15 protein-coding genes are annotated in these 17,427 nt (G+C 73.7%); 5 read left to right on the top strand and 10 right to left on the bottom strand.

Going from position 1 to position 17,427, the window contains the following annotated elements; all coding sequences use genetic code 11:
• Nucleotides 1-63: 63 nt before the first annotated feature.
• Entirely contained in the window at nt 64-1,401 is a 1,338-nt protein-coding gene (locus tag ACIP82_RS25700) for a class II 3-deoxy-7-phosphoheptulonate synthase (protein ID WP_363607283.1), read from the bottom strand.
• A gap of 301 nt (nt 1,402-1,702) precedes the next feature.
• Between ACIP82_RS25700 and ACIP82_RS25695 the strand changes: the two genes are divergently transcribed.
• Nucleotides 1,703-3,637: an anthranilate synthase family protein gene (locus tag ACIP82_RS25695; RefSeq protein ID WP_400656587.1), complete on the top strand. Its 1,935-nt coding sequence runs from the start codon at nt 1,703-1,705 to the stop codon at nt 3,635-3,637.
• Nucleotides 3,638-3,676: 39 nt separating this feature from the next.
• Here the strand turns inward: ACIP82_RS25695 and ACIP82_RS25690 are convergent, their stop codons facing one another.
• The 3 genes from ACIP82_RS25690 to ACIP82_RS25680 all read right to left on the bottom strand — a co-directional run bounded on the left by ACIP82_RS25690 (nt 3,677) and on the right by ACIP82_RS25680 (nt 6,505).
• Nucleotides 3,677-4,318 carry a response regulator transcription factor gene (locus tag ACIP82_RS25690; RefSeq protein ID WP_363607382.1) on the bottom strand — a complete coding sequence of 214 codons (642 nt, stop codon included), beginning with the start codon at nt 4,316-4,318 and terminating at the stop codon, nt 3,677-3,679.
• 40 nt (nt 4,319-4,358) lie between these two features.
• Entirely contained in the window at nt 4,359-5,549 is a 1,191-nt protein-coding gene (macS, locus tag ACIP82_RS25685) for a MacS family sensor histidine kinase (protein WP_400656585.1), read from the bottom strand.
• Nucleotides 5,550-5,632: 83 nt separating this feature from the next.
• Nucleotides 5,633-6,505, bottom strand: a complete 873-nt coding sequence (locus ACIP82_RS25680; protein WP_400656583.1) for a lysophospholipid acyltransferase family protein — start codon at nt 6,503-6,505, stop codon at nt 5,633-5,635.
• 228 nt (nt 6,506-6,733) lie between these two features.
• On the opposite strand from ACIP82_RS25680, the gene ACIP82_RS25675 reads away from it, so the two are divergent.
• Both ACIP82_RS25675 and ACIP82_RS25670 read left to right on the top strand, forming a co-directional pair.
• Complete coding sequence (locus tag ACIP82_RS25675) at nt 6,734-7,528, top strand: alpha/beta hydrolase (RefSeq protein ID WP_400656581.1); 795 nt, start codon at nt 6,734-6,736, stop codon at nt 7,526-7,528.
• Nucleotides 7,529-7,538: 10 nt separating this feature from the next.
• A complete protein-coding gene (locus ACIP82_RS25670; RefSeq protein ID WP_363607278.1) occupies nt 7,539-8,234 on the top strand; it encodes a hypothetical protein in 696 nt (231 codons plus the stop codon).
• A gap of 62 nt (nt 8,235-8,296) precedes the next feature.
• On the opposite strand, the gene ACIP82_RS25665 is transcribed toward ACIP82_RS25670, so the two are convergent.
• The 5 genes from ACIP82_RS25665 to ACIP82_RS25645 form a co-directional block, all read right to left on the bottom strand.
• Entirely contained in the window at nt 8,297-9,055 is a 759-nt protein-coding gene (locus tag ACIP82_RS25665) for an endonuclease/exonuclease/phosphatase family protein (RefSeq protein ID WP_400656579.1), read from the bottom strand.
• Nucleotides 9,056-9,170: 115 nt separating this feature from the next.
• Complete coding sequence (locus tag ACIP82_RS25660) at nt 9,171-10,115, bottom strand: ROK family glucokinase (protein ID WP_400656576.1); 945 nt, start codon at nt 10,113-10,115, stop codon at nt 9,171-9,173.
• 192 nt (nt 10,116-10,307) lie between these two features.
• A complete protein-coding gene (locus ACIP82_RS25655) occupies nt 10,308-10,661 on the bottom strand; it encodes a DUF5304 family protein (RefSeq protein ID WP_363607275.1) in 354 nt (117 codons plus the stop codon).
• 159 nt (nt 10,662-10,820) lie between these two features.
• Nucleotides 10,821-11,993 carry an ArsA-related P-loop ATPase gene (locus tag ACIP82_RS25650; RefSeq protein WP_363607274.1) on the bottom strand — a complete coding sequence of 391 codons (1,173 nt, stop codon included), beginning with the start codon at nt 11,991-11,993 and terminating at the stop codon, nt 10,821-10,823.
• A 27-nt stretch (nt 11,994-12,020) separates the two neighbouring features.
• Nucleotides 12,021-12,455 carry an SRPBCC family protein gene (locus ACIP82_RS25645; protein ID WP_363607273.1) on the bottom strand — a complete coding sequence of 145 codons (435 nt, stop codon included), beginning with the start codon at nt 12,453-12,455 and terminating at the stop codon, nt 12,021-12,023.
• A 303-nt stretch (nt 12,456-12,758) separates the two neighbouring features.
• Between ACIP82_RS25645 and ACIP82_RS25640 the strand changes: the two genes are divergently transcribed.
• Nucleotides 12,759-14,552, top strand: coding sequence for an AMP-dependent synthetase/ligase (locus ACIP82_RS25640; RefSeq protein ID WP_400656573.1), 1,794 nt, complete (start codon nt 12,759-12,761; stop codon nt 14,550-14,552).
• Between the two features lie 49 nt (nt 14,553-14,601).
• Here the strand turns inward: ACIP82_RS25640 and ACIP82_RS25635 are convergent, their stop codons facing one another.
• Complete coding sequence (locus tag ACIP82_RS25635) at nt 14,602-15,738, bottom strand: glycosyltransferase family 4 protein (protein ID WP_400656571.1); 1,137 nt, start codon at nt 15,736-15,738, stop codon at nt 14,602-14,604.
• Nucleotides 15,739-15,979: 241 nt separating this feature from the next.
• On the opposite strand from ACIP82_RS25635, the gene ACIP82_RS25630 reads away from it, so the two are divergent.
• On the top strand, nt 15,980-17,404 hold the full coding sequence (locus ACIP82_RS25630; RefSeq protein ID WP_363607270.1) for a glycosyltransferase 87 family protein: 1,425 nt from the start codon (nt 15,980-15,982) through the stop codon (nt 17,402-17,404).
• The last annotated feature ends 23 nt before the right edge of the window (nt 17,405-17,427 follow it).

The following is a 17,427-nucleotide window of genomic DNA, read 5'->3' as shown; positions in this document are numbered from 1 at the left end:
CGGGCTCGGAAGAACCGAATCCGGAGGGGCCTTCGTCACATCAGGCCGTTACGGCGGGGCCGGTCACTGGCCGCCGCGGTACATCTCCGCCACCAGGAACGCCAGGTCCAGCGACTGGCTGCGGTTGAGGCGCGGGTCGCAGGCCGTCTCGTAGCGCTGGTGCAGGTCGTCGACCAGCACCTCGTCGCCACCGCCGACGCACTCGGTGACGTCGTCGCCGGTCAGCTCCACGTGGATACCGCCCGGGTGGGTGCCGAGCGCGCGGTGCACCTCGAAGAAGCCCTTGACCTCGTCGAGCACGTCGTCGAAGCTGCGGGTCTTGTGACCGCTGGACGCCTCGAAGGTGTTGCCGTGCATCGGGTCGCAGATCCAGACCGGCTGGGCGCCGGACGCGGTGACCTTCTCCACCAGGGTGGGCAGGTGCTCGCGGATCTTGCCCGCGCCCATCCGGGTGATGAAGGTGAGCCGGCCGGGCTCGCGCTCCGGGTCGAGCTTCTCGATCAGGGTGAGCGCCTCGTCGACCGAGGTGGTCGGGCCGAGCTTCACCCCGATCGGGTTGCGGACCTTCGACGCGAACTCGATGTGCGCGTGGTCCAGCTGGCGGGTGCGCTCGCCGATCCAGACCATGTGGCCGGAGACGTCGTACAGCTCGCCGGTGCGCGAGTCCACGCGGGTCAGCGCGGTCTCGTAGTCGAGGATCAGCGCCTCGTGCGAGGAGTAGAACTCGACCGTCCTGAACTCCTCCGGCGCCACGCCACAGGCGTTCATGAACGCCAGCGCGTTGTCGATCTCGCGGGCGAGCTGCTCGTAGCGCTGGCCGGCCGGCGAGTTGCGCACGAAGTCCTGGTTCCAGGCGTGCACCTGGCGCAGGTCGGCGTAGCCACCGGTGGTGAAGGCGCGCACCAGGTTCAGCGTCGCGGCGGAGGCGTTGTACATCCGCTTCAGGCGCTCCGGGTCCGGGATCCGGGACTCGGGGGTGAAGTCGAAGCCGTTCACCGAGTCGCCCCGGTAGACCGGCAGGGTCACCCCGTCGCGGGTCTCGGTCGACTTGGACCGCGGCTTGGAGTACTGACCGGCGATCCGGCCGACCTTCACCACGGGCACCGAGGCGGCGTACGTCAGCACGGCCGCCATCTGGAGCAGGGTCTTCAGCTTGTTGCGGATGTGCTCGGCCGAGACGCCGTCGAAGGCCTCGGCGCAGTCGCCGCCCTGCAGGAGGAACGCCTCACCACGCGCGACGGCAGCGAGCCGGGCGCGCAGCTGGTCGCACTCGCCCGCGAAGACGAGCGGCGGATAGGAGGCAAGCTCCGCAAGGGTCTTGCGCAGAGCCTCTTGGTCCGGCCATTCAGGCTGCTGCGCCGCGGGCAGGGACTGCCAGGAGTGGGGATTCGTCACGGTCACACCGCAAGGCTACGGGGTGCGGCAGCCAATTCGTGACCGCTGCCCGGTGGGTGAGACACATCTCGGACAATCACGTGATCCGCCTCACCCCATCGGGCCATCCGCTACTCTCAAAGCATGAACGCGCCGCACAGCCACTCCTGGTGGTGGGCCAACCCCAAGGGTGGCCCACCGATCACGCGTTCCTAGACGAACACGACGGCCGCCCCTCGGGGCGGCCGTCGACGTCTGGACAGACGGCCTTCCCGGGAGCGGAACCCAGCACCGCACCCCGCAGTTCCCCCGGAAGGAAGCCGCCACCGTGACCACCGCCGCCGACCTGATCGCCCGACTCACCGGCCCCGACGCCCCCGCGTTCGCGCTGCTGCACCGCCGCACCCCCCGGCTCGCCCCGGACACCGTCGAGGTGCTGCTGGGCACCGTCGGCAGCTACGAGCACCTGGCCGACCTGCCGGTCCGCGACGGGGTGCCGTCCGGCGGGCCGGTGCACGACCTGCTCGCGCTCGTCCCGTACCGGCAGATCCGCGAACGCGGCTTCGAGGCGCACGACGACGCGACCCCGTTGCAGGCGCTCTCGGTCACCGAGCAGTACGCCCTTCCGCTGGCCGACGTGGCCCCCGTGCTGCCGCGATTGCCGGTCTCGCTGTCCGGCGGCTCGTTCGACATCGACGACCGGCAGTACGCCGGGATCGTCCGCCGGGTCATCGAGGACGAGATCGGGCGCGGCGAGGGCGCCAACTTCGTGATCCGGCGCGACTTCCGCGCCACCCTGGACGACTTCTCCCCCGCGCTCGCGCTCTCGCTGTTCCGCCGGCTGCTGGAGCAGGAGCGCGGCGCCTACTGGACGTTCCTGGTGCACACCGGGGACCGCGTACTGGTCGGCGCCTCGCCCGAGGTGCACGTCCGGCAGAGCGGCGGGACGGTCGTGATGAACCCGATCTCCGGCACCTACCGCTACCCGGCCGGCGGCGCGGACATCGACTCGCTGCTCTCCTTCCTGCACGACCCCAAGGAGCTGGAGGAGCTCACCATGGTGGTCGACGAGGAACTCAAGATGATGTGCACCGTCGGCGACCTCGGCGGCCAGGTGCTCGGCCCGCGGCTCAAGGAGATGGCCCACCTCGCCCACACCGAGTACGAGCTGCGCGGGCGCACCTCGCTGGACGTCCGCGAGGTGCTCAAGGAGACGATGTTCGCCGCCACCGTCACCGGCAGCCCGGTCCAGAACGCCACCCGGGTGATCAAGCGCTACGAGCCCGGCGGACGCGGCTACTACTCCGGCGCGCTCGCCCTGATCGGCCGCTCGGCCAGCGGCGGACAGCTGATGGACTCCCCGATCTGCATCCGCACCGCCGACATCGACCCGGCCACCGGGCGCCTGGTGGTCCGCGTCGGCGCGACCCTGGTCCGCCACTCCGACCCGGACTCCGAGGTCGCCGAGACCCACGCCAAGGCCGCCGGGGTGCTCACCGCGATCGGCGCCCGCCCCGCCTCCGGCCGGGTGCCGAACCCGACCGGCCCCCGGCTGGCCGACGACCACCGGGTCCAGGCCGCGCTGGACGACCGGCGCGCCGGCCTCGCCCCGTTCTGGCTGCGGATGCAGGCGCCGGCCGAGATCACCGAGGTCGAGCCGACCCTGGTGGTGGACGGCGAGGACACCTTCACCGCGATGCTCGCCCACCTGCTGACCTCGCTCGGCCACCAGGTCTCCGTGGTCCGCTACGACGAGCCGGGCCTGCGCGAGCGGGTCGCCGCCCACCGGGGCCCGTTGGTGCTCGGCCCCGGCCCGGGCGACCCGGCCGTCGCCGACGACCCCAAGATGGCCGTCCTGCGCCCGGTCGTCGCCGACGCGCTGGCCGCCGTCCGCTCCGGCGCCCGGACCGCGCCGCTGCTCGCCGTCTGCCTCAGCCACCAGCTGCTCGCGGACGCGCTCGGCCTGCCGCTGGCCCGCAAGGGCGTGCCGTACCAGGGCGCGCAGGAGACGGTGGACCTCTTCGGCACCCGGCGCACGGTGGGCTTCTACAACACCTTCACCGCGCGCTGCTCCGACGAGGACGCGGCCCGGCTGGCCGCCGAGGGCATCGAGGTCTCCCGCGACGCGCTGACCGGCGACGTGCACGCGCTGCGCGGCGCCGGCTTCGCCGGGCTCCAGTTCCACCCGGAGTCGGTGCTCACCCGCGACGGCGTGGACATCGTCGCCGGGCTGCTGCGCGAGGCGGCGGCGCTGCGCGGCTGAACCGCGTCCGCGAGCGGGCGTGCCGTCCGGCGCGCCCGCTCAGATCCCGTCGTCCAGGCCCTGCTCGATCGCGTACCTGACCAGCTCGACCCGGTTGTGCAGCTGGAGCTTGCCGAGGGTGTTCTGGACGTGGTTCTGCACCGTGCGGTGGGAGAGCACCAGCCGGTCCGCGATCTGCCGGTACGACAGTCCCTTGGCCACCAGCCGCAGCACCTCCGTCTCCCGGGCGGTCAGCTGCGGGGCGGCCGGCGCGGAGGCCCGGGCGGGCTCGGCGGCCAGCCGGCGGAACTCGCCGAGCACCAGGCCGGCCAGGCCCGGGGTGAAGACGGCGTCGCCGACGGCGGTGCGGCGCACCGCGTCCAGCAGTTCCTCCCGGCCGGCCGACTTGACCAGGTAGCCGGTCGCGCCGGACTTCACCGCCTCCAGCACGTCCTGGTGCTCGCCGCTCGCGGAGAGCACCAGGACCCGCACCGACGGGTCCTGGGCGACCACCTGGCGGCAGACCTCGGCGCCGGGCAGGCCCGGCAGGTTGAGGTCCAGCACCACCACCTGCGGGCCGCAGGCGCGGGCCCGGCGGACGGCCTCCTCGCCGTCGCCCGCCGTGGCCACCACGTCCAGCCCGGCCTCGGCGAGGTCCCGCGAGACGGCGTCGCGCCACATCGGGTGGTCGTCCACGACCATGACCCGCACCGGCTGGTCGGCCAGTTGGTCGACCGGACGGTCAGCTGGCCGGACCGGCGGCCGGTCGGTGCCCGGCCGGTCGGTCATCGGCTGGTCGGTCATCGGAACCCCTCCTCGGGAAGCGCAGTTCGACCTCGACGCCGTCGCCGGGCGCCGAGTACAGCTCGGCCGTGCCGCCGAGGTCCAGCAGCCGGCCGCGGATCGACTGGGAGACGCCGAGCCGCCCGGCCCGCTCCGCCTCGCCGAGCCGCCCGGGGGCGAAACCCGGGCCGTCGTCGCGGATGCTGACCGTGACGGCCTCCGGCTCGTCCTCCACCAGGATCCAGGCCCGGGCCCCGTCCCCCGCGTGCTTGCGGACGTTGTCCACCGCCGCGCCGACGGCGGCGGCCAGCTCGGCGGCGGCCGGGGCGGGCAGCAGCACCGGGGTGCCGGGGGCGGAGAGCGTGATCCGCTCGTCCGCGTACGGGCCGAGCAGGGTGCGCAGGTCCTGCGGGGCCAGCGGCTCGCGCTGGGCCGGCAGCGGGCCGCCGCTCATCAGCGCACGCAGCGCGCGCTCCTGCTCCCCGGCCAGCCGGCCGAGTTCGGCGAAGTCCGCGCCGCCGGGCCCGCCGGCCTCGCCGCCACGGCGCTGGACCAGGGCGAGCACCTGCAGCACCCCGTCGTGGATGTCCCGGGAGAGCCGCTCGCGCTCCCGGGTGGCCGCCTCCACCTGGAGCGCCCGGGTGAGCGTCGCCTCGCTGGCGCGGGCCAGCTCGATGACGTAGCCGATGGCGCAGCCGGCCACCATCAGCAGCACGATGTTGTGGATGTTGTCGCCGGTGGGGCCGCCGTGGCCGAGGATGTTGGCCAGGCCGATCACCGAACCGGCCGCCGCCGCCCAGCGCCAGCCGCCCTTGCCGGCGAAACCGAGCACCGTGCCGGCCGCCCAGATGGTGGGGAGGGTGGGCGCGCCGTGGCCGATCCGGACCGGGTCGTCGGTCATCCCGCTCATCACGATGCCGGTGACGGCCAGGGTGAGGTCGGTGCCGAGCACGTACCAGGTGCAGCGCTGCGGGCCGGCGAAGGCGCGGGTGCTGGCCAGCGTCCAGAGGGTGAGCGCGCCGAGGTAGATCCAGCCGGCGACGGGGTGCAGGAACCCCAGGTACGCGTTGAAGTAGCGCAGGACGGCGTAGCAGAGCGCGAGCACCCGGAACAAGGAGATGGCGCGCCAGAGGGGCAGTTCGACCGACATGCCGCCGGCCGTGAGAGTCCCCCCGACCGCCCCGGTTCTGCCGCCGTCCGTCATCTGCGCTGCCCCTCCCCCGGGCGGCCGGATCAGGCCGACCCGGTCTCCTTCTCGTCCCGCTCCGCCTTGGCGGCCTCGGTCTTCGCGGACCCGGCCTGCTCTGCCTCGGCGGCCTTCTCGGCCTGCTCGGCCTGCTCGGCTTCGGCCTTCTCGGCCTTGGCGGCGGCCTGCTCGGCCTTCTGGACGGCCTTGCGCTCGGCGTCGGCGCGCTTCTTGTCGTCGGCGATCTGCCGCTTGGCGGCGGTCGCGTAGATGTCCACGTACTCCTGGCCGGAGAGCCGCATGATCTCGTACATCACCTCGTCCGTCACCGAACGGAGGATGAAACGGTCGTTCTCCATGCCGTGGTAGCGGGAGAAGTCCAGCGGGCGGCCGATCCGGATGCCCGGGCGGATACCGAAGTTGGGGACCACCTGGCCTGGCGGCTGCACCTTCTCGGTGTCGATCATGGCGACCGGGATGACCGGCGCGCCGGTGGCCAGCGCGACGCGGGCCAGGCCGCCGACCTTGCCGCGGTAGAGCTTGCCGTCGGGCGAACGGGTGCCCTCCGGGTAGACCCCGAACAGCTCGCCGCGATCCAGCACCGCGATCGCGCTGCGGATCGCCGCCTCGCCGGCGCCACGCACACCCGAGCGGTCCACCGGCAGCTGGCCGACGCCCTTGAAGAAGGCGGCCGTCAGCTTGCCCTTCACGCCCGGGGTGTTGAAGTACTCCGCCTTGGCGATGAAGGTCACCCGTCGCTTGATCAGCGCGGGGAAGAAGAAGGAGTCCGAAAAGGAGAGGTGGTTGCTCGCGATGATCGCGGCACCCTCGGCGGGGATGTTCTCCTCGCCCTCGATCCACGGCCGGAAGAAGATCCGTAGCAGTGGCGCGACGATCATCTTCATCAGTCGGTAGAACAACCCGGGCCTCCTGTTATGCGGACCGGTCGATCCTAATGCCCCGCGGCCACCGCCCGCGCCCCGCCCCGCCCCGCCGGGCCGTCGGCCGGGTCTCCGGCGGCGTGCCGGACAGGGCTGTACGGCACGGGCGGGCCCGTGGGACGATGCGGTTTCCGCAGCCTCTCCGTTGCCAGCCAGCTCCGCCCAGCTTCCGCTTCCCCGCAGTCCCTGCCCGCGAAGGAGCCCGCCATGCCGCCGCTGCCCGGTGCCGAACCGTACCGCCACCGGGGTGGGCCGGTCGGCGTACTGCTCTGCCACGGCTTCACCGGTTCGCCGCAGTCGCTGCGCCCGTGGGCCGAGGAGCTGGCCGCGGCGGGGTTCACGGTCTCCTTGCCGCTGCTGCCCGGGCACGGCACCCGCTGGCAGGACATGCAGGTCACCCGCTGGGAGGACTGGTACGCCGAGGTCGAGCGGGAGCTGCTGGCGCTGGCCGCCGAGTGCGAGCAGGTCTTCGTCTGCGCGCTGTCGATGGGCGGCTCGCTGGCGCTGCGGCTGGCCGCGCTGCACGGGCCGGTGGTCTCCGGGCTGGTGCTGGTCAACCCGTCGGTGCGCTCCGACAACCCCGCGAGTGTGCTGCTCCCTGCACTGCGGCACGTGGTGCCGAGCCTGCCCGGGATCGCCAACGACATCGCCCGCCCCGGCGCGGTCGAGCTCGGCTACGACCGGACGCCGCTGCACGCGGCCTGGTCGCTGTCCCTGCTCTGGAAGGACGTCCAGCGGCGGCTGCCGGAGGTGACCCAGCCGGTGCTGCTGTTCCACAGCCCGCAGGACCATGTCGTCTCGCCGGCCAACTCGGAACTGGTGCTGACCCGGATATCCTCGACCGATGTGACGGAGCGGCTGTGCCAGCGCAGCTACCACGTCGCGACGCTGGACCACGACGCGGCGGAAATATTCGCGGCCTGCCTGGCCTTCATCCGGCGGCTGGCTCCCGCGCACGCGGCGGGCGTCACCCGGGTCGAATCCGACGATCACCAAGGCTGAAGGGCCGGAAGTGCACGAGAGCAGCACGGCGGGCGGCGAGGACGAGGCACCCCGCGAGGACGGCGTGGCAAAGGACGGCGGCACGGCGGGCGGGGGGACGGCGGACGGCGCGAAGGCGCTTCCCGCGGCGGACGGCGCCGGCCCGGCGACGCCCGAGGAGCCCCGGGCGCGGCGTGCGCCCGAGCGCAGCCAGGCCGAGCAGGACGAGATCTTCGCCGCGCTGGTCGCCCAGTTCGACGATCCCGTCGACCTCAACAACCCGAACTGGCCGGAAATCGAGGACCTTCGGGCGCGCGGCGAGCTCAAGGGCGGTTTCAAGGACGGCACCGAGAACCGCACCGGCCCGGGCGACCTCGCGGACCTGGCGCCGCAGCCCCGCCCCCGCTCGACCCGGCCGGTGATGCCGGCGGCCGGCTCCGGCCCGCGCGACTTCGAGCTGGCCGAGGAGACGGACGAGGGGCACTTCGTCCCGCCGGAGCCGCCACCGCTGCCGCCCGCCGACGTCACCGCCAAGTTCGCCTGGCTCGCGGTGCTCGGCGGCCCGGCGCTGCTGCTGTTCGACGCGGTGGTCTGGCGCGAGGTCTCCGGCTGGCCCGCCTGGGTCGGCGTCACGGCCTTCCTGGGCGGTTTCGCCACCCTGGTGGTCCGGATGAAGGACCGGGACGACGACGAGCCCGAGGACCCGCACGGCGGCGCGGTCGTCTGAGTTCCACCCGTCTGAGTTCCGCCCGTCGGGGCGGGAGCGGGCCTCCCGCCCCCGACGGCGGCTCAGCCGGCCGGGAGCTCCAGCACGGCGAGGACCGGCAGATGGTCGGTGGCGGCCCGCAGGTCAGCCTCGCCGACGCCGGGCAGGCCGTGCGGGACGCCGCAGGCGAGGACCTGGATGCCGGGGGTGGTGAAGACCGCGTCGATCCGCTGGTAGGGGTTCTCCGGTACCGAGGTGAAGGTGCCGCCCCAGGGCGCGGCGAGGTGGCCGTCCCGCAGCCGGGCGGCCAGCAGCCGCCAGCCCCGACCGTCCGGGTGTTCGTTGAAGTCTCCCGCCACGACGCCGAGTTCGGCGATCCCGGCCTGGTCGAGCAGCAGCTCGAACTGGGCCAGGCGCTCATCGGCGTCCAGGCTCAGATGACAGCTCGTGACGGTGAACGGCGCCGACCCGGCCACCCGGACCAGGGCGGAGGCGAAGCCGCGCGCATGCAGGCCGCGGGTCTTGGGCAACAGCCGGTCATGGACGGCGAGGACGTCCGTGCCGGGCCGGCCGAGCAGCAGCGGGCCCGCCGCGATCCGGCCGCCGCCCGCCAGGATCACCAGGCCGGTGCGCCGGGCGAGCCAGGCGGCCTGGCCCTTCGGCCGCCAGTAGCGCGGCGACTCCTGGACGCAGACCAGATCGGGCTCGCAGGCCCGGATCACCCGCACCAGGGCCTGCCGGTCGTCGCGCAGCGAACGGATGTTGTAGCTGAGCAGCCGCACCCGGCGGGAGCCGTCCGGCCCAGGGCCGGAGGGCGGCAGTCCGGTCGAGCCGGTGGTCATGGTCCTCCCCTTTCGTCCGGTGACGACCGTACGGCAGCGGGGGAACACGCCGGTGGCGGCACGGCCGGGAGCCCTTCGGCCCCGGTCCGCGCCGCCACCGGCGGAGAAGGTCGGGTCAGCGGGTGCGGGCCAGGTCGGCCGCCCCGGCGATGCCCGCGGCGGAGCCCATCGAGGCGAGCACGACCTCGGCGCGCGGGCGGTGCACCCCGCCCGTCAGATAGTGCTCGAAGGCCTTGGCGACCGGGTCCAGCAGCAGCCGGCCGGAGTCGGAGACGCCGCCGCCGAGGACGAAGACGCCCGGGTCGAAGAGCGCGGCGAGGTCGGCCATGCCCCGGCCCAGCCAGTCGGCCAGCTCCGCGTAGCACTCCAGGGCGAGCGGGTCGCCCTCCTCGGCGGCCTGGGTGATGTGGATGCCGCGGATGGTCTCGGCGACGCCGTCGTTGAGCTCCAGCATCCGCTTGCCGCGGATCTGGTCGGCGGCGGACTTCTCCCGGCCGTAGCGGCGCAGCGCCCGGCCGGAGCCGTACTGCTCCCAGCAGCCCTTGCCGCCGCAGCCGCAGGTCAGGCCGTCGGGGACCATGTTGAGGTGGCCGATCTCGCCGGCCACCCCGAACCGGCCGCGGTGCAGCCGCCCGTCCAGGACGATGCCGCCGCCGATGCCGGTGCCGACGGTGATCAGCACCATGTCCTCGTACGCGGCGCCCGCGCCGAAGCGGAACTCGGCCCAGGCTGCGCAGTTGGCGTCGTTCTCGACGACGGTACCGAGGCCGGTGAGCTCCTCGATCCGGGAGCGCAGCGGCTCGTCCTCCCAGTCGATGTTGGGGGCGAAGATCACCGTGGAGCGGTCGCGGTCGACGAAGCCGGGCGCGCCGACACCGGCCGCCGCCACGTCGGGGTACTCCTCCTTGAGCTCGCGCACGGCCTGCGCGATGGCGTCGACCGCCCACTGCGGGTCGGCCGGGGTGGGCACCCTGGTCCGGGCCAGGATCTCGCCGGTCTCGTTCACCACGCCTGCCGCGATCTTGGTCCCGCCGACATCGACGCCAATGGTCAGAGCCATGTGTCCCTCAGCTATTCACTCGTTCCCGCTGGACGGAACGGTACCGCCCAACCCTGCCCCCCGTACACACCGTCGCATACATTAACCGAAGACAATCATTCGCCAACCCGGCCGAATTCTTCAAAAGTCGTACAGTCGCCTCCGTTCCGTCAGGCACCTGAAGCACAGTGTCACCACAGGACACTCGCGACTTCACTCCTTGTCGGACGGCCCGTCAGGCGTGTCGAGGTCGATCCGCTCGCTGCCGGCGCTCCGGCCGGCGGTCCAGCGGTGCTCGTGGCCGGCGACGGCGGCCCGGTAGGCGGCCAGCAGCTCACCCCCGGCGGCGGCCAGATGGCCGTAGACCTCGGGCTGCTTCTCACGCAGCTGGTCCGCGAGGCCGGCCAGCGAGATCAGGGTCTCGGCGCCCGCCTCCTGGGCCTTCTGCCCGACCGCGGTGGCGAGCCGGCGCACCTCGTCCACCAGCGGGCCCAGCTCCGGCCCGAACGGGTGCCCCTCCTGGCCGCCCTGCTCGGCGGTCGGCTCGGTCCGGTCGGTGGTGGTCATCGCGGGCGCCTCCTCAGCTGTGGCCGCACCCGCGGCCACCTGCCCCGACGCTACCGGACCGGCCGGGCGGCCCCGTGCGGGCGCGGAGCCGGGCGCGGAACCCGCGCGGGCACGGCTCAGGACCGGCTCGGACGGGCTCTCGGACCGGCCGGGCGGACCTCAGCCCCGGGGCCAGAGCGCCGGGTCGGGGGCGAAGCGCACCGCGAGCACCCCGTCGTACAGACCGGCGCCCGCGACGGTGCAGCGGCGCAGCGCCGAGGGCAGGGTGAGGACCCTGCGGTGGGCGCCGAGACCGACCACGAGTTCGTCGCCGCGCCGGACCAGGTCCAGGTCGGCCCGCTCGGCGCCGGGCAGAACGAGGTGCCAGACCAGCAGGCCGTCCTCGGCGAGCCGGTCCTCGACCGTCCACGGCTCGGGGGCGAGCCGCGCGGGGCCGGGGCCGGCCCCGTAGAGCCGGTCGGCGACGGCCTCCAGGGTGACCTCGGCAAGGCCCGTGACCAGCACCGGGACGTCGCTCGCGGCGACGAGGGCGGCCAGCTCCTCCCGCCGGCGCCGGGCCAGCCCGGCCAGCCAGGGGTCGGGCGAGTCGGCCGCGCCGTCCGGCAGCGCGCCGTGCACCACCACGGCGTCCGGCCGGTGCCCGTGCAGGGCGAGCCCCGCGCGCACCCGGCGCAGCTCCTCGTACGGGTGGCCGTCGGCGGCGGTGACCAGGCGGACGCTGGTGCCCGGCGCGGTGATCGCCGCGCGGGCCTCGGCCAGCGCGGCGACCGCCTTGGCCCGGGCCTCGTACAGCCAGTCGGCCGGCATCGGCACCCCGGCGAGGCCGGCCAGCAGCGGGCGCAGCGCCCGGGCGGCCTGGCGCTGCTCGGGAGCGAGCCGGGCGAGGTAGCGCTCCAGCTGCTCGGGCAGGGCGAGGGTGGCGACGAGTTCGGCGGGCGGCGGGGCGAGCACCACCAGGACGTCCGCGTCGACGGCGGACAGGGCGCGCAGCAGGGCGAGCCGGGCGGTGCCGGGGAGGGCGGTGAGCTCCTCGGGGTCGAGCGGTTCGGCACCGAGCAGGTCCAGGGCGGGCTTCAGCCGGCCGCCGATCTCGCCGAGGGCGTGCCGGAAGGCGGCCTGCTCGTCGATCCGGGCGACGGTGAGCCCGGGCGCGTACGGGGTCCCTTCCGGTTCCAGCCGGGTGCCGAGGACGGTGTCCAGGGTGCGGTGCGGGTCGTCGGCGGCCAGCAGAAGGGTGCGCCGGCCCTGTCCGGCGGCGTGCAGGGCGGTGGCGGCGGCCACCGTGGGGGCCGCCGCGTCGCCGCTGACCAGGATGGTGCGCTGTGCCGTCATACCGAACAGCCCCCCGTTTCCTCGGCGTCAGCCCTCGACGCGCTTCTTCAGGCCGGCCAGGGCCCGGTCGATGATGACCTTCTCGGCCTTGCGCTTGATCATCCCGAGCATCGGGATCTTGACGTCCACGGCGAGCTGGTAGGTGACCTCGGTGCGGCCGCCGTCGAGCGGGGCGAGCGTGTAGGAGCCGTCCAGCGAGCGGAGCATCTGGCTGCGGACCAGCGTCCAGGAGACCTCGCGGTCACCGTCCCAGGTGTAGGCGAGGACGTGCTCGTCGCGGATGGCGCCGGCGTCGAGGAGCAGGCGCACCTCGGCGGCGCGGCCGTCCTCCGCGGTGCCCAGCACCTCGATCTCCTTGACCTCGCCGGTCCAGGCCGGGTAGGCGGCGAAGTCCGCGATCACGGCCATGACCGTGGCCGGGGTCGCGTCGATGGTGATGCTCGACCTGGTGTGCTCCGCCATGGAATGGCCCTCCGCGTCGTCCCTAACCTGCTGGTCCGGCCGAGGGTGCTCGGTCGGGTGCGCCCGGAGCAGGCTATCGCGACCGGCGATCCGCTCGGCTCCCCGGGCGACCGGCGGCGGTGCGGGCTACCGGCCGGTCACGTCGGTGCTGCCGTAGGGTGCCATTCGAACGACCCGGTCACGGCCTGGTCGGACCCGGTAAAGGTGTGACACTTCGAACACCGGAGCCGACCCCCCTGGTCGAAGCTGCCTACCGAGCAGTAACGTCCTGCCGTCCCGCAGCGTCGCGAACGAGGAGCAGTCTTGCTCGACTTCAGCCTTCCGGCCCTCTACCAGGTACCGAGCGGCGGTAACCTCTCCGACCTCGTGCACCAGAACGCCGAGCGGCACCCGGACGTCGTGGTGCTCAGCCGCAAGGTGGACAGCCGCTGGCAGGAGTTGACCGCCGCCCAGTTCCTGGTCGAGGTGCACGCCGCGGCCAAGGGCCTGATCGCCTCGGGCATCCGGCCCGGCGACCGAGTGGGCATCATGTCCCGTACCCGGTACGAGTGGACGCTGCTGGACTTCGCGATCTGGTCGGCCGGCGCGATCACCGTGCCGGTGTACGAGACCTCCTCCGCCGAGCAGGTCGAGTGGATCCTCGGTGACTCCGGCGCGGTCGCCGTGCTCGCCGAGACCGACCGGCACGTCGCGGTGGTCGGCGAGGTCCGGGACCGGCTGCCGGAGCTGCGGCACGTCTGGCAGATCGAGGCCGGCGCGCTGGCCACGCTGGCCGAGGCGGGACGGAAGGTCGCCGACACCACCGTCGCCGAGCGCCGCTCGGTCGCCACCGCCGACTCGATCGCCACCATCGTCTACACCTCGGGCACCACCGGCCGCCCCAAGGGCTGCCAGCTGACCCACGGCAACTTCCTGGCCGAGTGCGGCAACGTGGTGGAGCGTCTGGCGCCGCTCTTCCGCACCGGTGAGAGCTCCGTACTGCTGTTCCTGCCGCTGGCCCACGTGCTCGGCCGGATCGCCGAGATCGCCCCCGCGATGGCCCCGATCAAGCTCGGCCACGTCTCGGACATCAAGGACGTCACCGCGGAGCTGGCGGCCTTCCGGCCGACCCTGATCCTGGGGGTGCCCCGGGTCTTCGAGAAGGTCTACAACACCGCCCGCGCCAAGGCCCAGGCCGACGGCAAGGGCAAGATCTTCGACAAGGCCGCCGACACCGCCGTCGCCTACAGCCGGGCGCTGGACGGCGCCGGCGCGGGCCCGGTGCTGCGGATCAAGCACAAGATCTTCGACAAGCTGGTCTACAGCAAGCTGCGCGCCGCGCTCGGCGGCCGGGCCACCCACGCGATCTCCGGGGGCGCGCCGCTCGGCGAGCGGCTCGGCCACTTCTACCGGGGCATCGGCTTCACCGTGCTGGAGGGCTACGGCCTGACCGAGACCTGCGCGGCCACCGCCTTCAACCCGTGGGACAAGCCGAAGATCGGCACGGTCGGCCAGCCGCTGCCCGGCTCGGCCGTCCGGATCGCCGAGGACGGCGAGGTCCTCTTCAAGGGCCCGCAGGTGTTCACCGGCTACTGGAACAACCCGGAGGCCACCGCCGAGGCGCTGAAGGACGGCTGGATCTCCACCGGTGACCTCGGCTCGCTCGACTCCGACGGCTATCTGACGATCACCGGCCGCAAGAAGGAGATCATCGTCACCGCGGGCGGCAAGAACGTCGCCCCGGCGGTGATCGAGGACCGGATCCGGGCGCACGCCCTGATCGGCGAGGTCATGGTGGTCGGCGACCGCAAGCCGTTCGTCGCCTGTCTGGTCACCGTGGACGAGGACTTCTTCCCCAAGTGGAAGGAGCTGAACGGCAAGCCGGCCACCGCCACGCTGGCCGAACTGAGCGAGGACCCGGACCTGCTGGCCGCCGTCCAGGCCGCCGTGGACGACGGCAACGCGGCCGTCTCGCACGCCGAGGCGGTCAAGAAGTTCCGGCTGCTGGACACCGTGTTCTCCGAGGAGAGCGGGCACCTCACGCCCTCGCTCAAGCTGAAGCGCACCCTCGTGCTGAAGGACTTCGCGGCCGACATCGAGGCGCTCTACCAGCGTTGACCTCCCGCTGTCTCCGGGCCCCCGCCCCGGCGGGGGCCCGCGCGCGCCGTCAGCCCGCCAGCAGCGCGGTCAGCCGCCCGGCCAGCAGGTCCCAGCGCCAGGAGCGGTCCACCCAGCGCCGTCCGGCCTCGCCGAGGCGGCGGCGCAGCTCCTCGTCGTTCAGCAGCCGGACGATCCGCTCGGCCGCGGCCTGCGCCGATCCGCCGGGCACCACGTAGCCGGTCTCACCCTCCAGCACGGCGTCCGGCGCGCCGCCGGAGTCCCCCGCCACCACCGGCAGGCCGGTCGCCGAGGCCTCCAGGTAGACGATGCCCAGGCCCTCCACGTCCAGCCCGCCCCGCCTGGTCCGGCAGGGCATCGCGAAGACGTCCCCGGCGCCGTAGTGCGCGGGCAGCTCCGACCACGGCACCGCGCCGGTGAAGCGCACCGCGGCCCGCACCCCCCGGGCGTCGGCGAGCTTCTCCAGGTCCGCCTGGTACGGGCCGCCGCCGACGATCAGCAGCACGGTGTCCGGCACGTCGGCGAGGATCTGCGGCATCGCCTCGATCAGGGTGTCCTGGCCCTTGCGCGGCACCAGCCGGGAGACGCAGACCACCACCGGACGGTTCGCCAGGCCCAGCCGCCGGCGCAGCTCGGCGCCGCCGGAGTCGGGGTGGAAGGTCCGCTCGTCGACGCCCGGCGGCAGCTGGACCATCCGCGCGGCCGCCTCGGGCCCGACCGCGTCGGCGATCCGGGAGCGGGTGTACTCGCCGAGGTAGGTGAGGGTGTCGGTGCCCGCGCCGATCCGGCGCAGCAGCTGCCGGGCCACCGGCAGCTGGGCCCAGGCGGCCTCGTGCCCGTGGGTCATGCCGAGCAGCCGGCCGGCCCCGGCGCGGCGCAGCGCCGGCGCCATCAGCCCGAGCGGCGCGGCGGCGCCGAACCAGACCGAGTCGCACTTCTCGGCCTTCAGGATCTCGGCCGCCCGCCGGATGACCCGGGGTGTGGGAACCATCACCTTCGTCCGGTCGCGGATCACCGGGAACGGCTGCTCGGCGTCGAAGCGGGCCACCTCGGTGCCGTCGCGCCAGGTCGAGGCGTACACCACGATGCTCCCGGCGGGCTGACGCACAGCCATGTTGTGCACAAAGGCCTGGATGCCGCCGGGGCGCGGCGGGAAGTCATTGGTGACGATCAAGGTTCTGTGCATCAGGCCACGGCTCGCTCGGTCGGGGGGTGCTCGGTGTACCGCTGGGTGATCCGTACGATAGGTCAACACCATGGCCCACCGGGAACGGATCCGCGCACGGCAACCGTTTCACCCCAGGGCCTGTCCTAGTACCTAGGCAGCCGGTGGGGCCCGGCCGAACGCGCCGTGCCCACCACCGACGGCCCGGGCGTCCGTCGCGAGACGCCTCCGGTAGGACGTCCGAGACGAACGAGGGAGCGCAGTGGAGTTGGCCCCGGCCACCGAGTCCGGTACACCCAGCGGCGCCGAAGGCCCCGGCACGGCGCTGGCCGTCCGCCAGGAGCCCCCGCAGGCACCCGCGCGCCCCTCCGGGCGCGCCGGGGCGCTCTGCGCGCTCGGCGCGAGCTGGCTGGCCACCCGGGCGCTGCTGGTGCTGCTGATGACCGGCGTCCTGAAGATGGCCGGCGGGGACATCACCACCGACGTCTGGCTGATCTACCACGGCTGGTACGGCGTGCTGCAGACCGGCACCTTCCCGCTGGACGACGTGACCTGGCAGTACCCGCCCGGCGCCGCCCTGGTCATCCTGCTGCCCGGGCTGCTGCCCTGGTCCTACCTGGTCTCGTTCTGGGTGATCTGCGGGGTCGCCGACGCGGTCGCGATGGCGCTGCTGGTGCGGACCGGTCTGCGCAAGGGACGGGCGCTGACCGGCGCCTGGGTCTGGGTGGCCGGCGTGCCGCTGCTCGGCCCGATGATCTACAACCGGTACGACGTGGTGGTGACCGCGATCGCGGTGGCCGGCCTGCTGGCGCTGATCCGCCGCCCGGCGATCGGCGGACTGCTGCTGGGCCTGGGCGGGATCATCAAGATCTGGCCGCTGCTCGCCCTGATCGGCACACCGTCCGGCCGGCGCACCCGGCGGGCCTGGACGACCGCGGCGGCCACCGCCGTCGCGGTGGGCTTCCTGCTCGCGGCCGGGATGAACGGCGCGTTCGAGTTCCTGACGTTCCAGAAGGACCGCGGCGTCGAGGTCGAGTCGGTCGGCGCGCTGCCGCTGCACTTCGCCCGGATCGCGGGGGCCTGGGACGGCCGGGTGATGATGAACTACGGCTCGGTCGAGATGCTCGGGCCGTGGGTGGACGTGGTCGGCAAGGTCATGATGGCCGGTACCGTGCTGGGCTTCGCCTGGCTGCTGCTCTGGCGTTTCACCGCCAAGCGCCGCAACGCGGCCACCATGTACGACGCCGCGCTGACCGCGCTGCTGATCTTCACCGTGACCAGCCGGGTGATCAGCCCGCAGTACCTGGTCTGGCTGGTCGGCGTGGCGGCGGTCTGCCTGACCGTGCGCGGCAGCAGCCAGCGGCCGGTGGTGCTGCTGGTCCTGGCCGCCACTCCGCTGACCCTGCTGGAGTTCCCGCTGATGTTCACCGAGGTGGTCGGCAGCGACCCGCTGGCGGTCACCGTCCTGACCCTGCGCAACCTGCTGCTGCTGGTCGCCACGGTGCTCTCCTGCGTCCGGCTCTGGCGCTCCACCCGCGGTCCGGCGCAGCTGCCGCCCACCGTCGTGCTGGCCTCCTCGGTGCCCCTTCCGACGACCGCCTCCTACCCGGTACGGCCCGGCATCGCGTACGAGCAGGACCTGCTGGACGGCATCGACCGGCCCGGCGCACGGGCCGAACGGCGCTAGCGGGGCTCGGGACGCCCCGAGTG

The sequence above is a fragment of the Kitasatospora sp. NPDC088548 genome (assembly GCF_044753005.1).
In the GTDB taxonomy this organism is placed as follows: domain Bacteria; phylum Actinomycetota; class Actinomycetes; order Streptomycetales; family Streptomycetaceae; genus Kitasatospora.
This window is presented reverse-complemented; position numbering and strand designations above follow the sequence as displayed.

Bases quoted from the DNA above. Each gene is read 5' to 3' on its own strand.
- ACIP82_RS25690 (WP_363607382.1), bottom strand. From the start codon at position 4,318: ATGGTCGTGGACGACCACCCGATGTGGCGCGACGCCGTCTCGCGGGAC.
- macS (WP_400656585.1), bottom strand. From the start codon at position 5,549: ATGTCGGTCGAACTGCCCCTCTGGCGCGCCATCTCCTTGTTCCGGGTG.
- ACIP82_RS25675 (WP_400656581.1), top strand. From the start codon at position 6,734: ATGCCGCCGCTGCCCGGTGCCGAACCGTACCGCCACCGGGGTGGGCCG.
- ACIP82_RS25665 (WP_400656579.1), bottom strand. From the start codon at position 9,055: ATGACCACCGGCTCGACCGGACTGCCGCCCTCCGGCCCTGGGCCGGAC.
- ACIP82_RS25660 (WP_400656576.1), bottom strand. From the start codon at position 10,115: ATGGCTCTGACCATTGGCGTCGATGTCGGCGGGACCAAGATCGCGGCA.
- ACIP82_RS25655 (WP_363607275.1), bottom strand. From the start codon at position 10,661: ATGACCACCACCGACCGGACCGAGCCGACCGCCGAGCAGGGCGGCCAG.
- ACIP82_RS25650 (WP_363607274.1), bottom strand. From the start codon at position 11,993: ATGACGGCACAGCGCACCATCCTGGTCAGCGGCGACGCGGCGGCCCCC.
- ACIP82_RS25645 (WP_363607273.1), bottom strand. From the start codon at position 12,455: ATGGCGGAGCACACCAGGTCGAGCATCACCATCGACGCGACCCCGGCC.
- ACIP82_RS25635 (WP_400656571.1), bottom strand. From the start codon at position 15,738: ATGCACAGAACCTTGATCGTCACCAATGACTTCCCGCCGCGCCCCGGC.